This window comes from Larkinella insperata, from assembly GCF_026248825.1.
GTDB classification, from domain to species: domain Bacteria; phylum Bacteroidota; class Bacteroidia; order Cytophagales; family Spirosomataceae; genus Larkinella; species Larkinella insperata.
Window position 1 is genome coordinate 3,592,404 of the sequence record NZ_CP110973.1, and the last position, 14,186, is coordinate 3,606,589.

The following is a 14,186-nucleotide window of genomic DNA, read 5'->3' on the forward strand; positions in this document are numbered from 1 at the left end:
CATTGGTGTTAGCGAGTTGTATCTCTATTTATTAAGCATGGCTCAACTTATTGATCTGCCTACATTTGGCTCGGAAGCGGGTAATTTGACCGTCCTGGAAAAGGTGATGCCGGGGGCAATCAGGCGGGTTTTTTACATTTACGGGGTGGATGCCGCTCAACGGGCCGGTCACCGGCACCAAACGGCCTGGCACGCCATGATCTGCCTCAGCGGGAGTTGCCGGGTATATTGCAACAACGGTGACGACGAAAGCTTTGCCGTCCTGGACAATCCTCGGAAATGCCTCGTCATTGAACCCCGGGACTGGCACCTCATGGAACAATTCAGCAGCGGAACCATTCTGTTGGTGCTTTCCAACGAATATTACGATCCCGCCGATTACATCTACGAACGTTATTCTCTGCAAACGGTATGAGCTGCCCCGTTACCCGACCGGCCATTGCGTTTCTGGATTTGCGGGCGGTAAATGCGCCCCATCAGGAAGCCGTCCGTCGGGCCACGGATCGGGTTCTCGGATCGGGCTGGTACATTCTGGGTAAAGAACTTGAGCGGTTCGAACAACAATTTGCGGAGTATTGCGGGGTCAGGTATTGCGTGGGGGTGGGCAACGGGCTGGATGCCCTGACGCTCATCCTGAACGCGTACGACTTTCCGCCGGGCAGTGAAGTCGTTGTTCCGGCGCAGACATTCATTGCGTCGGTGCTGGCCGTTACCCAGGCGGGTCTGAAACCGGTTTTGGTTGAACCCGACCCGCAAACGTACCTGATCGACCCCGGGCGCATCCAGGCCGCTATCAGTCCCCGCACCCGGGCTATTCTGGTAGTCCATCTATACGGGAAGTGCTGCGCAATGAAACCGATTACCGAGCTGGCCCGGCAACACGGTTTGAAGGTGATTGAGGATGCGGCCCAGGCGCACGGTGCAACGTACCAGAACCGAAAAGCGGGCGGTCTGGGCGACGCAGCCGGATTTAGTTTCTATCCCGTCAAAAACCTGGGAGCCCTGGGCGACGGGGGCGCCATTACCACCAACGACCCGGCCCTGGCCGAGCGGCTGCGTTACCTGCGCAATTACGGTTCCCAACAAAAATATGTTAACGAGTACGTGGGGGGCAACAGCCGGCTTGATGAACTTCAGGCGGCTATTCTGGCTGAAAAATTACCGCGTCTGGACGCTGAAAATAACCGTCGGCGGCACCTGGCCCGGCGGTATCTGGACGGGATTCGGCACCCAAAGGTGGTGCTGCCCCCGGCCGACACGCTTGCGGAAGACGGCTGGCACCTGTTCGTGATTCGGCATCCGGATCGGCCAAAACTGATCGATTACCTGAGCCAATACGGTATTCAAACCGCAATCCATTACCCAATTCCCCCGCATCATCAGCAAGCCTACCCCGATCTGCGGTCATTATCGCTTCCGCTGACCGAACAACTTCACCGCGAAGTGATCAGCCTCCCCCTGAATACCGTACTGCATGACGATGAAATTGATTGGATCATTCGGACCATCAATCAGGCTCCCCTGTAAACGTTTTCTTTCCTGAAAAGCCGGCAAAAAACGCCGGTTATTTTTATAACCGATGGCTACCATAAAGACGGGTTAGCAGATTCAGCCTGAAAACGGAAGCCTCGTTAACAGGGGGGAAGCCGCAAAACCGCGCCCTGCTATACAAAGAAGCTGGAATTCTTAGCCGCAACTTCCTGTTAACCCTTTTATCAGTGTAATCCAAGTTTAAGACATGTTTACCGGAATTATCGAAGCGACCGGCGAAGTAACCGACATCACCGCCGAAGGAACCAACCTGACGTTCCACCTGACCTCCCGCATTGCCCCCGAATTAAAAGTTGATCAGAGCCTGAGCCACAACGGGGTGTGCCTGACGGTAACATCGGTGAGTGGAGAAGCGTATACCGTGACCGCGGTGGACGAGACCCTGAAAAAAACCAACCTGGGCCAGCTGAAAATAGGCGACCGGGTTAATCTGGAGCGGTGTATGCCCGCCAACGGACGGTTTGACGGCCACATTGTCCAGGGGCACGTTGACCAGACTGCCCTTGTTACCAACATCGCCGACCAGGACGGGAGCTGGCTGTTTGATTTTCAATACCAGTCGGCGGCCGACGATCCCCGGCAGAATAATATTACCGTTGAAAAAGGCTCCATTTGTATTAATGGGGTTAGTCTAACCGTTTTTAACTCGGAGCCGGATTCCTTTCGGGTGACCATCATTCCCTACACGTACGAACACACGACGTTTCGCGATCTGCGGGTGGGCGATGTGGTCAACCTGGAGTTTGATGTGGTGGGGAAATACATAAAAAAAATGCTGGCCCTGTATCAATAACCGACCGGCAAACCGCTAATATTGTGATTTAACCAAGCGTTTCTAGTTGCTTTCATGGCGAAAATCAGTACACGTACCACCGCCGACCTGCTTACGCATATCGGTATCCTGCTGGGCCTGGTAGCCGTTCTGTTTTTAGGCTTCTTTTTTCTGTATTTACCCTTTACAACCAGCCACGGTCAAACCATTACGGTGCCGGATCTGAGCCGGATGACTACGGCTGAACTGGAGGAGTTTCTAAACGACCACGATCTGCGGTACGAAGTCTCAGACTGCACCTACGTAGCCGGAGCCGAGCCGCTGACGGTGGTGGCGCAGTACCCCAAGCCCGGTTTTAAAGTTAAACAGGGCCGGAAAGTTTACCTGACCATCACGACCGAGAATCCGCCGATGATTCCGATGCCCAAGCTGGTGGACCAAACCTACGTGAGTGCGCAGTATGCCCTGGCGAGCAACGGGTTACAGATGGGTAAGTTAAAGTACGTACCGGATTTGGCGCAGGGAACGGTGCTGAAGCAACTTTACGAAGGCAAGGAAATCCTGCCGGGTACCCGGATTGCCAAAGGGTCCAAGATCGATATTGTGGTGGGCGACGGGCTGGGCAATACTATGTTTGCCGTTCCTGACGTTGTAGGTAAACCCCGCGATGAGGCTGAAATGTTGATTCGGGGATCGAATTTGCAGGTTGGCACGATTCTTCCTGTTGATGATCCGGAGAAGGAGGTTGGTACGGTGGTCCGGCAGAACCCGGCCGCCCGGCCCGGCGCCACCATCCGGGTGGGTGATGTAATTGACCTTTGGGTGGTTGGCCCGGTCGAAAATGATGACTCTCAGTAAGGAATGAAGCAACGTTTAGGAAGTAGAAGGCCGGTGCGCGAACCGCAGGAACCCGGCAGTACCCGGCAACAGTTGGTTACGCATGCATGCAACCGAACGGCTATTTATGGCCTTCTGATCCTTGCTTACCTGTGGGGCACGACGGCTTCGGCCCAGATTCGGATTGTGCCGATTGAATCGTTTCCGCAGCCCGCAGCGGCCGCCCAATCGCCAACTGCCGGAGCTCGGACGCAGGCCCTGCAACTGCCTTTCTTTGATGATTTCGCGACGGCAACGACCCGTCCTGATCCCACGCTCTGGCAACCCAGCAGTGTTTACATCAACAATACGCTGCCCATCAACCACCCATCCCGGAACGTAGCCACCTTCGACGGGCTGAAAGCCGACGGTTCGCCGTACGATTTTACAAATTCAAACGCCACCGGACCGACCGATACCCTGACCACCCAGCCCATCAACCTGGCCGGGCGCACGGCTGGCGATGCCATTTTTCTGAGCTTTTACTGGCAGCGCAAAGGCCTGGGCGAATTGCCCGATGCCGAAGATTCGCTGCGGCTCCAGTTTCGAAACAACACCGGGGCCTGGGAAACGGTCTGGAAGCAAGCCGGTGATACGGCCAGCAACAATTTTACGCAATCGTTCGTCGCCGTCAATCAGGCCCGCTTCCTGCACGATGCGTTTCAGTTTCGGTTTCAGGCCTTCGGCCGGGCTTCCGGAGCCTTCGATAGCTGGCACCTCGATTATATTTATCTGGACCGGGGGCGTTCGGCCACCAGCCTGTACATCAAAGACATTGCAACCCGTCAGCCGGTATCGCCGTACCTGAAGCGGTATACGGCCATGCCGCTGAAACAATACCTGCTGAATCCGGCGGGGGAAACGGCCGACACCATCCGGACCGATATCGTCAACCTCTTCAATAACTTTAACTTTACGACCTTCCGGGCCGTGATCCGCGATCAGGTGACCGGGACGGTTTTGCAGCAATACCAGTCGCCATCGGAAGGAATTGCCGCCCTCAGTTCCCAAACGCGAACCCTAAGACCGCAGTCGTTACCCGCCAATTTTGCGGGACAGCGGGCGTTGTTGCAAACGCAGTTTGCCGTTCAGACCACCGATACCATTCCCGGGGTTAACCTTCGCCGGAACGATACGATTGCCGCCGTGACGGTTTTGGATAACTATTACGCCTACGACGACGGTACGGCCGAGGCCGCCATTCAGAATACACAACGCCAGGGGCGGGTCGCCATGCGTTTCATCCTCAATAAAGCGGATGCCGTTTCGGGGCTTCGGGTCAGCTTTGCGCCCGTCAAGACAAACCTGACCGGGCAGACGGCCGTATTTGGCATTTACGCCAATCAGGACGGCAAACCGGGCCGGACGCTGTATCAGAAAGCCACAACCATTCGTTACGCCAGTTCGCGCAACGGCTTCATCGACATTCCGTTTGACTACGGCGTTGCCGTAACGGACACCTTTTACGTGGGCTGGACGCAGGTAAATGAAGAATACATTACCGCCATCGGATTTGATAAAAACAGCCCTTTCGGCGGACAGATTTTTGAAGGTCAGGGGACATCTTGGGACGCGGTTAATCCGGGTGGTGTGCCGATGATCCGGCCCATTATCGGTGGAGGTGGTACGGCCCCGGTGACGGGGGTGGAAGAAGAGCCCGCAGCCCTGACTCAACTGATGGTGTTTCCAAACCCGAACGCCGGCCTCCTGATCTGGCAGAATCCGGCCCTTCGGCAGATTGAACTCGTTGATCTGAACGGTCGGAGCGTGTTGAATGTTAGCCTAACGGAAGGGCAGCGGCAACTGGATGTTCGTCAGCTGACCAACGGTTTTTACCTCGTTCGAATGTCGGACGGTAAAAAGACCGTCGTCCAGAAATTAATTATCCGAAAGTAACCTACTTTTGCCGTTTCTAGGAATGAAAAAACCAAAACAGCCATGGATATTACCGTACAGGAACTCAAAGAACGATTAGACAAAGGCGAGAAAATCAACCTGATCGACGTTCGTGAAGAGCACGAATACGAAGAAGATAATCTGGGCGGAGAGCTTTATCCGCTCGGCAGCCTGCCCAGCCAGATCGACGAACTGGAAGACCGTAAAGACGAAGAAATTATTATTCATTGCCGGTCGGGCGCGCGCAGTGCCCGGGCGCAGCAGTTCCTCGAACAAAACGGCTTTTCCAACGTCCGCAACCTGACGGGCGGCATCCTGGCCTACCGCGAGAACGAGCGGAAAGCGGGGTGAGTAGAAGGTTTTGAATCGGATTTATAGTGGAGAAAAAGACGGACAGGTTGGTGATCAACCTGTCCGTTTCCTTTTGATTATGAATAGAGAAGTCAATCCAGGACAGATGACTCCTCAATCAGCTTCCTGATTCCTTCAAAATCCTCGGCGCCAAACCAGTGATACTCCCCCTGGTGCCGGAACCAGGTCAACTGGCGCTTGGCGTAGCGCCGGGAATTTCGCTTGAGCAACCGGACCATTTCATCGTAATCGTATTCCCCGTCCAGATAACCGAAAACTTCTTTATAACCAACGGTTTGCAAGGCCGTCAGGTCGCGGTAGGCCCGAAGCGAGCGGGCTTCTTCCACCAAACCGTTGGCCAGCATTTCGTCCATCCGGCGGTCGATGCGGTCGTAAAGCTCCTCGCGCGGGCGGTCCAGGGCGATAAAAAGCGTTTGGAACGGCCGGGCTGCCGGGCCGGCTGCTTCCTGCTTTCGGAAGGCGGAAAACGGCTTTCCGGAGCTCAGAATCACTTCCAGCGCCCGAATGACGCGCTGCGTATTCTGCAGGTCGGCGGTTTGGGCGTACACCGGATCAAGCTGGCGGAGCTGGTGCTGCAACGGTTCCAGTCCTGCGGTTTCGAGCCGGTTCATCAGCTCCGCGCGAAGGGCCGGATCGGCCTGCGGCACGTCGTCGAGGCCAAAGCAAACGGCGTTGATGTACAAACCCGTTCCGCCCGACAGAATAACCCGGTTTTTCTCCCGAAACAAGTCATCCAGCACGGCCAGGGCTTCCCGCTCGTACTGCCCGGCGCTGACGGGTTCCAGGATGCTGTGCGAGTGGATAAAATGGTGCCGAACACCCTGCATTTCTTCCGGTGTTGGCTTGGCCGTTCCAACACTGAGTTCCCGGTACAGTTGCCGCGAATCGGCCGAAACAACGTCGGTTTGCAGCATTTTAGCCAGCCGGACGCAAAGGCTGGTTTTACCAACCGCCGTCGGCCCGGCCACCACAATCAGTAATTTATTCATTAACAAGACGAAACTAAACCCGTTTTTACGCGTCTTTAGGAAAGACGCGGTTCGTTTTTGGTAGAACTGCAAAAGTCAGTACCTTTCGTTAACTATCCAACTCGTTATGGAGTCTTCAAATACGTTGTTAGTCTTGGTTACGCTGCTGTTGGGTGGATTTAGCGGCATTGTGGTATCCAACTGGTGGCGCAGAAAAAAAGAAAACCCGGCAACGGTCATCCGGAAGGAATCGACGGTCCTGCTGGATCGGATCGAGAAAGTGTTTAAGGTGGTCATGGCCGAGGGGTATTTCACCGAAATTCTGAGTTATCAGGACGAGAAAAAGTATTTGTATTTCATAACGGACCCCAAAAAAGCGTTAATCATTGCGAAGGCAAAAGTGCTGGTCGGGTTCGATTTTGCGAAGATTCGATTTCAGCAGCCGGTACCGGGTGAGAAAAAACTCGTTATTGAGTCATTTCCTGAGCCGCAGGTGCTGTCCATCGATACCGATTACAAGTTTTACGACATTGATCCGGGTTACCTGAACCATTTTCGCAGCGAGGATTACACGCGGCTGCTCGACGAGTCGAAACAAACGATGCTCGACCGGGCTATGGAAAGTGATTTGCCCCGGATTGCCAGCAATCAGATTCAGTTCATGATGTTCCAGCTTGCCGACTCGATGGGCTGGCAACTCGAGCTACCGGAAGCCGATCAGCGTAAATTAGCAGAATTGAACCGGCAGTATGATCAGTTGAAGGCCGAACCCAAGGCCCTGCCGGGTAATACCTTAGACGAAGAACAATAGCGTATGCAAACACCCTTTACGAAGTATGGCAGGATCGCAGCCATGTGGGGTTGGATCCTTTTTTGGGCCCTTTCAACGGCCTACGCCCAGCAACCCGATGAAGGCGTGGCCTCCTGCCGCCACACCCGGCTGAATTATTTTGGTTCACTGGCGAAAAACCGGGCGGCCCGGGTCAAGTACCCCGGCGATGCCACCATCGATATCAAGTATTACAAACTCGACCTGAACATTACCTACACGCCCAATTATCTGCGCGGGGCTGCGACGGTGGGGCTGCAAAGCGTGAATGACAACCTGAGCCAGTTTTACCTGGACCTTGCCGCGGCTATGACCGTAGATTCCGTGAAGGTTGGTACGCAAAAACTCGCTTTTTCGCAGCAGGACAATCAACTGCGCATTACACCCGGGCAGCCCCTTCGGCAGCGGCAAACCCTGTTCGTAACGGTTTATTACCAGGGCGTGCCGGGAGCAACGGGTCTGGGGAGCTTTGCGTTTGACCTGCACGGTTCACAAAATCAGCCGGTGATCTGGAGCCTGAGCGAACCCTACGGCGCGCGAGACTGGTTTCCCTGCAAAGACACACCCGCCGATAAAGCGGATTCGTCGGATGTCTGGATTACGGCCCCGAAGCAGTTTGTGTCCGTCTCCAACGGTATTCTGGAGCAAACCATCGACAACGCCGACGACACCCGAACCTACCGCTGGCGCAACCGCTATCCCATTGCTAACTACCTGATTTCGCTGGCTATGGCTAATTATGCGCTTTACGAGCAGACCTACCGCCCGGCTTCCGGCGGCTCGATGCCCGTAACGCATTACATCTATCCGGAAGCCCTGAACGATAACCTGCGCCGGACGCTCGACCAGACCACGTCGATGCTGGACGTTTTCTCCACTTACTTTGGACCGTATCCATTTCTGAAAGAAAAATACGGCCACGCTCAATTTGGCTGGGGCGGGGGCATGGAACACCAGACCATCAGTTCGATGGGGGTGTTCAATACCGACATTATTGCGCACGAACTGGCGCACCAGTGGTTTGGCGATAAAATTACCTGCGAAACCTGGGAGCACATCTGGCTCAACGAAGGTTTTGCGACGTATTCGGAGGTGCTGTACCGGGAGGCAACCGGCGGAGCCGCAGCCCTGAACGCTTACGTCAACACCTACATGCTCCTGGCGCGCCGGGCGCGGGGGAGTCTGTATGTGGAGGATATAAATGATGTAGACAACATTTTTGACGCCAATCGCACGTATTACAAAGGGGCGATGGTGCTGCACATGCTGCGGGGCGTGGTGGGCGATCAGAAATTCAAGGAAATTCTCCAGAAATACGCAGCTTCGGAGTTTGCGTATGGAACCGCCACCACCGAAGATTTTGTCGCCATCGCGTCGCAAGTTTATGGGCAGTCGCTTGATTATTTCTTTAAACAGTGGATCTACGGGGAAAACTACCCAACGTACCGGGTTCGGTGGAGCAGTGGTGCCGTCGCGGGCCAAACCGATCGGTACCGCGTCGAGTTGCGGCTGGAACAAAATACCAGTACGGCCAACCCGACCTTTTTCACCATGCCGGTGCAAGTCAAAGTGCTGACACCAGCGGGCGATACGCTGATAACGGTGACGAACAACAGCGCCAGCCAGACGTTTGAACTGATCGTGAAGGGGCAGCCAACGCAGGTGCAGATCGACCCGAACAACTGGATTTTAAAGCAGGTGGAGGTAACGGAAATCATCACGGCGGTGAACGAACCGGTTACGGCCACGCAACTGACGGTTTTGCCCAATCCTGTCCGCGAGCAGCTAACGGCGCAGGTCGAGGTAACCAAGCCGTTTACGGGTCGGCTGGCCCTAACAAATTTGGCCGGGCAGGAAGTAGTTACGGTATCCGACCGGCTTTTTACGTCCGGACGGCACACCATAACCTGGCCGGTGCTCAACCTGTCCGCTGGCCCGTATTACCTGACGCTGAACACCGGAGAACGTCGGTTGACCAAAGCCGTCCTGATTATTAAATAAAACAAACTATGATGAAACGATTGCTTTTAATTGCCTCTTTGTTGCTAACCGGCAGTCTCCTTTTTGCTCAGGATCAACCTCAGTCGCTCGGCATTGTCGGCCATAATCACCTGGCATTGCAGGTCAAAGACATTCAGACGAGTGCGAAATTTTACCGCGAGATTCTGGGCCTGAAACCCATTCCGGTTCCGGATAACCTGAAAGCGATCCGCTCGTGGTTTGACATCGGCAACGGGCAGCAGATTCACTTACTGGCGGGGCGGACGGCGTCGTTCGTGCACGACAAGGACGGGAGCCATTTTGCGCTGTTCGTCGATGATATAGCCAAATCCGAGCGGTTTCTGACCCAGCATAACATCAAATTCCATAAACAGGTCCGCTTCGACGGCGTGGTGCAGATTTACTTTCCCGACCCGGACGGGTATCTGTTCGAATTAAACGAAAAGAAGAAGTAAGCAGTAAGCTGGTCATCCCGACGCCCGAGTTGGCCGCCGGGATGACCAGAAATTTTATTTTTTCTGTTCCGACAGGAACGTAATCAACGAAGCAAATTCCTCGTACGACAGGGCGTCGGCCAGCCCACTCGGCATCATCGACGTTTCCATTTCCTTGCGGCTCGTAATATCGCTCGCTTTAAGCGTGGTGACGGTGCCGGTGATGTCCCGCAGCACCACGCGCGTTGCGGATTCTTCGGTCACAAATCCCGTGTAGCTTTTGCCGCCTTTTGCCGTAATCAGAACCGTCGCAAAGCCCTGCGAGATGGACGCGTTGGGTTTCAGAATCGACTCGGCGATCTGCTCCCGGTTCATGATCGAGCCGATTTGCCCCATGAACGGGCCTTTCATCGTTTCGCTTTTCGACAGGCTGTGGCAGGCGATGCACCCCTGCTGGGCAAAAAGCGCCTTTCCTTTGATCGGATCGCCTTTGATTTTCGCCATCGCCAGCATCACGTCTTCAATCGACGATTTACCAATCTGCCCTTTTTGGTTGCGAATTTTTTCCAGATCAATCTTAACTTCTTCCTTCGCGGCAACGGCTTCTTCACCGCCAAATTCCGAGATTTCCAGGCGCAGACGGCTGTTCAGGTCGGCAAAAAGCGGCTTTTCGGCTTCGCCTGACTTTTCAAATTCGGCCTTCAGAAACTTCTCAATCGCGGGCGACGATTCCCAGGTGATGCCTTTGTAATACGGACCGTGGGTGTCGGGGCGGGTGCTCCACCACCACGAACCGTCGTAGGGCGCTTCTTTTTTGTACAGCCGGGCAACGGTTGTCAAAATCTCTTTTTTCAGTTTTCCGTCGTTGGTTTGCCGATAAGCCGCCAGCAAACCGTCAACGGCTTTCGGATCGTGCATGTAGCGCAACGCCCAGAGTGCCAGCGCCGAATTGCCGGTACCGATGGCACGAACGCAGGCATCCACCGCCTTCAGGCTCACCAACGCCCGGACGGCCAGGTGGGGCGGAACAATGGCCGCGTTGGGGGTCGCGTGCGGACCTTCCGTGCCTTTGGCCGGTTCAACAAACGAAGCCGGAACCGGAACCTGCAGCAAAGCCGTCGCGGCCTCCGGGCGACCCAGGCGGCCCAGCCCAACGATCGCGGCCGTCCGAACCCGCTCGGAAGGATCGCTCATAGCCTGCGTAAACGGTTCGAGGGGAGCGCTGGCAACAAACGGTTTGCGGTCACTGAGCGCCCGCAGCGCATATTCGCGCATGTCATTTTCCGCGGTCAGCTTGGCCAGGTTTTCAATACCGTCTTGCCCGGCGATTTGTGCGTAGGTGTACATACCGGCGATGCGGATGTGAAGCGGCAATTTTTTGTCAGCGGCAATCTCCCAAGTCGCTTTTGTAACTTGTTTGACCGGGCGGGTGAGCAACTCCTGCTGAGCCGCCAGCCGGGCAACGGCGCTACCGGATTGCAGTACCTTGGTCAATTCTTTCACCGACGCTTTTTTGATACTCGGAAACGCTTTGTAGGTCCAGTTGGTCGGCACGGCCCGAACGACAAACCCCTTGCTCGGGTTTCCGGAATACCCCGCGCCATCCCAGGCCGAAAGGTACATCCGGCCCGACGCATCCACGTCAACGTCGGTAATCTGCGCCAGTTTGATAAATTCTTCTTCTTTCTGCTTGTAGCTCGGGCCGTCCGGCGTCACCCGGTGGATGTACAACTGGCTCCGACCCCAGTCGGCCATCATCGGAACGTGGTTATACTGGTCGGGCCAGGTCGGGTCGTCCATGAAGAACGAACCGGTGCCGGAACCACCGCCCACATCAACCAGCGCCGGAATGATTTCGTTTGTAAAGTGCTTGAACAGAACCGGATAACCGTATTCGCCCGACTGGATCTGGTGGCTGAATCGGATGTTCCAGCCCCCGCCGTCGTTGGTGTTGTCGCGGGTGAAAATGTTCATGTACGGGTCGATGGCCACGTCATAAATGTTCCGCATCCCGTGCGAATAGATTTCCATTTCGGTGCCGTCGGGCCGGACGCGCACAATGCCCCCGCCGAGCATGGTCAGTTTTTTACCGCTGCGGTCGACGGCTTCGTGGAAACCGAAATCACCCACGGCAATGTAAATCCAGCCGTCGATGCCCATCCGGATGCCGTTGGTGGCGTGGTCGGTGCCCCGGCTTTGGAGGAATTTGGGGGAGCAGATGTTCTGAATGAGCGGTTTGGAAGGGCCGTCGGCTACACCGTCCTGATTGGCGTCGTCGAACACCACGAGATCCATGCCGGATGCTTTGCCAGTTTCTTTCGAAAAGGTGGTATGTAGCACAAAAATCTGGTCGCGGACCGGCAGAATACCGCGCGGGTTATCAACCATCGCAAATTTCGTGTGCTCATCCACCTTGCCATCGTTGTCTTTGTCGATGAGTTTGATGATGTAGCCTTTTCCCGGCGTCTTGCCCAGCGACCCGATCATGTCCACACCCACGAAGACCTCGCCGGTCGGAGCCACCGCCAGACAGGCCGGGCTCGGTGTCAGGTCCGGTCCGGCAAAGTTGGTCAGCTTGATATCGGCCGGAACATCGGGAGCGGTTTTAAAATGAGCGGGTTGGGGGGCCGGGGTTAAGCGGTTGTGCGTTTCGGGATTTCCCAGTTTCTGCATCAGGCTGAGCAGAAGCAGGAAAGCGTAAACCAGGCTTAGTGAGATTTTTAACATGGTACCTTTTTAAGAAATGCTTGGGAAATTGCACGAATTTCGGTTAAGCGCCTGATAAATAAAAATGAAGGATTGGTCGTATTGGCCTGGAGTTAACCCGCAGAAGGCTTTTTGTCGTCTTCTCCCCGCGGTTCGACCAGAACAACTTCTTCTTTATCAACCTTCACCTGGCCCGCTGCCAGCCCTTTGGGTTTTCGGACAAATTTTTTGGGCGTGTAAATAACCGGGCAAAGCGAGTCGGTCCGGCGTTTGGAAAACCAGGCCGCCAGCTCCGCGGCCCGCTCGATAACGGTTTTGGGAAACGGTTTTCCGGCTTTGTACTTGACGATCACGTGCGACCCCGAAACGTCGCGGGCGTGCAGCCAGAGGTCGTCTTTGTAAGCGTACTGCTGCGTGAGCAAATCGTTGTTTTTGGCGTTGCGGCCAATCAGGATCACGAAGCCTTCGTGAACCACCTGCTTGAAGAGGGGGGCGGTGCCGTCGGCGGCTTTTTCGTCGCTGACTGGGTTTGCTTTCAGGTATTTTCGCAGTTCCCGCAGCGATTCGATGGGTTGGATGGCGTCAATCTGTTGCTGAATCTGCCGGATTTCCTGCTCCCGGTTGTCGATCTGCTGCTGCAACAGATCCTGTTCAATTTTTTCGTTTTTGGCTTTCCGGTAATAGTTTTCGGCGTTTTTCTGCGGACTGAGGTCGGTTTTGAGCTTTATTTTAATGGGTTTGTTCCGGTAAAAGTCCTCCAGTTCCACCACGTCCGGCGACCGTGCCCCCGGTTTCTCCGGAATCTGGTGCAGGTTGGCCATCAGGATGTTGGCGATCTCCTCGTTTTTTACCGCATCTTCCAGATCAATCAGCCGTTGCAGGTTGGTTTCAATGAAAGCCTGTGTTCGTTTCAGCCGTTTTTCCAGCAGCCGAAGGGCGTCGCCTTTCTCGCGGTCCATCGTGTTCTGCCCCATAAAAGCCGAGTAAAACCGGTTGCTGGCGGCCAATGGATCCGTAAACTCCTGACGGATTGGTTCACCGTAAGGCAGCAGGGCGAGCGTCGGTTTATGCTGAAACGTTGTGAGGTAATAGCGTGGATGCTCCAGTTGCCGAACGGTTTCCTGAATCAACTGCCACTTTTCCGGTGGCTCTTTCTCCAGAATACCGTTTTCCTCCAGGTACGCATTGACGAGTTTGCCGAACGTCGGAAAAAGCTTCCGGTGGTCGTAACCGTTCTGGACGTAGGCGTCCCACGACTGGTCGAGGGGGCGGTCGAGGCCGGAAAGGAGCAATTGTGTATCGGCAACCAGTTTGTTGTTGAACAGATCAATGACGGTATCCTCAGAAAAGATCAGCAGGTTGGGCCGGTTCCCGAAAAACTTGAACAGCAACGTTACACCGCCTTCCAGCGTAATGCCTAGACACCGCTCGTTCAGAAATGAGCGAACGGCCACCACGTCCCGGTCGTAAAATGTTTCAAACAGATCGACACTGTTGAAACGGGCGCGCTGCACGGTTTCCGGAAACAGCAGGCCCGAAAAGTCCGGCCGGAGCGTCGCTTTGATGAAAAAAGGCCGGTAAAAGTTGATTTTCCCCCTTGCCTGGGCAAAAACCAGCACCAGTTCGTCGCGGTCCTGACTGAAACATTCCATGAATTTCAGGCCGGTCAGTGGGGAGTGGAGAGCTGGCGCAAGCTGGCGGAGGAAATAAAAGTTGGTGTGCACAGGCAAACGGGTTAATAATTCACAAACTTACTCATCCGAACAATTGAGGCTACCGGT

12 protein-coding genes are annotated in these 14,186 nt (G+C 55.0%); 9 read left to right on the forward strand and 3 right to left on the reverse strand.

Features of this window, described 5'->3' with window-relative positions; translation table 11 throughout:
• Positions 1-37: 37 nt before the first annotated feature.
• From OQ371_RS14400 to OQ371_RS14425, 6 genes are all read left to right on the forward strand, one after another.
• Positions 38-415 (forward strand): sugar 3,4-ketoisomerase, encoded by a 378-nt coding sequence (locus OQ371_RS14400; RefSeq protein WP_265988721.1) that lies wholly within the window; start codon positions 38-40, stop codon positions 413-415.
• Positions 412-1,527, forward strand: a complete 1,116-nt coding sequence (locus OQ371_RS14405) for a DegT/DnrJ/EryC1/StrS family aminotransferase (RefSeq protein ID WP_265988723.1) — start codon at positions 412-414, stop codon at positions 1,525-1,527. The genes OQ371_RS14400 and OQ371_RS14405 overlap by 4 nt, the downstream gene beginning before the upstream one ends.
• Positions 1,528-1,738: 211 nt before the next feature.
• Positions 1,739-2,344: a riboflavin synthase gene (locus tag OQ371_RS14410; RefSeq protein ID WP_265988725.1), complete on the forward strand. Its 606-nt coding sequence runs from the start codon at positions 1,739-1,741 to the stop codon at positions 2,342-2,344.
• Between the two features lie 54 nt (positions 2,345-2,398).
• Positions 2,399-3,181 (forward strand): PASTA domain-containing protein, encoded by a 783-nt coding sequence (locus OQ371_RS14415; protein WP_265988727.1) that lies wholly within the window; start codon positions 2,399-2,401, stop codon positions 3,179-3,181.
• A 3-nt stretch (positions 3,182-3,184) separates the two neighbouring features.
• Positions 3,185-5,095 (forward strand): T9SS type A sorting domain-containing protein, encoded by a 1,911-nt coding sequence (locus OQ371_RS14420; RefSeq protein ID WP_265988729.1) that lies wholly within the window; start codon positions 3,185-3,187, stop codon positions 5,093-5,095.
• Between the two features lie 42 nt (positions 5,096-5,137).
• Positions 5,138-5,446, forward strand: coding sequence for a rhodanese-like domain-containing protein (locus tag OQ371_RS14425; RefSeq protein ID WP_265988730.1), 309 nt, complete (start codon positions 5,138-5,140; stop codon positions 5,444-5,446).
• A 92-nt stretch (positions 5,447-5,538) separates the two neighbouring features.
• On the opposite strand, the gene miaA is transcribed toward OQ371_RS14425, so the two are convergent.
• A complete protein-coding gene (gene miaA / locus OQ371_RS14430) occupies positions 5,539-6,456 on the reverse strand; it encodes a tRNA (adenosine(37)-N6)-dimethylallyltransferase MiaA (protein ID WP_265988732.1) in 918 nt (305 codons plus the stop codon).
• Positions 6,457-6,562: 106 nt separating this feature from the next.
• Between miaA and OQ371_RS14435 the strand changes: the two genes are divergently transcribed.
• From OQ371_RS14435 to OQ371_RS14445, 3 genes are read left to right on the forward strand one after another with little or no spacing between them, the layout of a single operon-like run.
• The gene (locus OQ371_RS14435) at positions 6,563-7,246 is read left to right on the forward strand and encodes a DUF4230 domain-containing protein (RefSeq protein ID WP_265988734.1); all 684 of its coding nucleotides are present in this window, start codon (positions 6,563-6,565) and stop codon (positions 7,244-7,246) included.
• 3 nt (positions 7,247-7,249) lie between these two features.
• Entirely contained in the window at positions 7,250-9,265 is a 2,016-nt protein-coding gene (locus OQ371_RS14440; RefSeq protein ID WP_265988736.1) for a M1 family aminopeptidase, read from the forward strand.
• Between the two features lie 8 nt (positions 9,266-9,273).
• The gene (locus tag OQ371_RS14445) at positions 9,274-9,720 is read left to right on the forward strand and encodes a VOC family protein (protein WP_265988737.1); all 447 of its coding nucleotides are present in this window, start codon (positions 9,274-9,276) and stop codon (positions 9,718-9,720) included.
• A gap of 54 nt (positions 9,721-9,774) precedes the next feature.
• Here the strand turns inward: OQ371_RS14445 and OQ371_RS14450 are convergent, their stop codons facing one another.
• Together OQ371_RS14450 and OQ371_RS14455 are read right to left on the reverse strand one after the other, a co-directional pair.
• Positions 9,775-12,426, reverse strand: coding sequence for a DUF7133 domain-containing protein (locus OQ371_RS14450; RefSeq protein WP_265988739.1), 2,652 nt, complete (start codon positions 12,424-12,426; stop codon positions 9,775-9,777).
• Between the two features lie 92 nt (positions 12,427-12,518).
• Positions 12,519-14,129 carry an NFACT RNA binding domain-containing protein gene (locus tag OQ371_RS14455; RefSeq protein ID WP_265988740.1) on the reverse strand — a complete coding sequence of 537 codons (1,611 nt, stop codon included), beginning with the start codon at positions 14,127-14,129 and terminating at the stop codon, positions 12,519-12,521.
• Positions 14,130-14,186 lie beyond the last annotated feature (57 nt).

Coding starts and splice junctions, on each gene's coding strand:
- OQ371_RS14420 (WP_265988729.1), top strand. CDS start 3,185: ATGAAGCAACGTTTAGGAAGTAGAAGGCCGGTGCGCGAACCGCAGGAA.
- OQ371_RS14405 (WP_265988723.1), top strand. CDS start 412: ATGAGCTGCCCCGTTACCCGACCGGCCATTGCGTTTCTGGATTTGCGG.
- OQ371_RS14415 (WP_265988727.1), top strand. CDS start 2,399: ATGGCGAAAATCAGTACACGTACCACCGCCGACCTGCTTACGCATATC.
- miaA (WP_265988732.1), bottom strand. CDS start 6,456: ATGAATAAATTACTGATTGTGGTGGCCGGGCCGACGGCGGTTGGTAAA.
- OQ371_RS14445 (WP_265988737.1), top strand. CDS start 9,274: ATGATGAAACGATTGCTTTTAATTGCCTCTTTGTTGCTAACCGGCAGT.
- OQ371_RS14435 (WP_265988734.1), top strand. CDS start 6,563: ATGGAGTCTTCAAATACGTTGTTAGTCTTGGTTACGCTGCTGTTGGGT.
- OQ371_RS14450 (WP_265988739.1), bottom strand. CDS start 12,426: ATGTTAAAAATCTCACTAAGCCTGGTTTACGCTTTCCTGCTTCTGCTC.
- OQ371_RS14400 (WP_265988721.1), top strand. CDS start 38: ATGGCTCAACTTATTGATCTGCCTACATTTGGCTCGGAAGCGGGTAAT.
- OQ371_RS14440 (WP_265988736.1), top strand. CDS start 7,250: ATGCAAACACCCTTTACGAAGTATGGCAGGATCGCAGCCATGTGGGGT.
- OQ371_RS14410 (WP_265988725.1), top strand. CDS start 1,739: ATGTTTACCGGAATTATCGAAGCGACCGGCGAAGTAACCGACATCACC.
- OQ371_RS14425 (WP_265988730.1), top strand. CDS start 5,138: ATGGATATTACCGTACAGGAACTCAAAGAACGATTAGACAAAGGCGAG.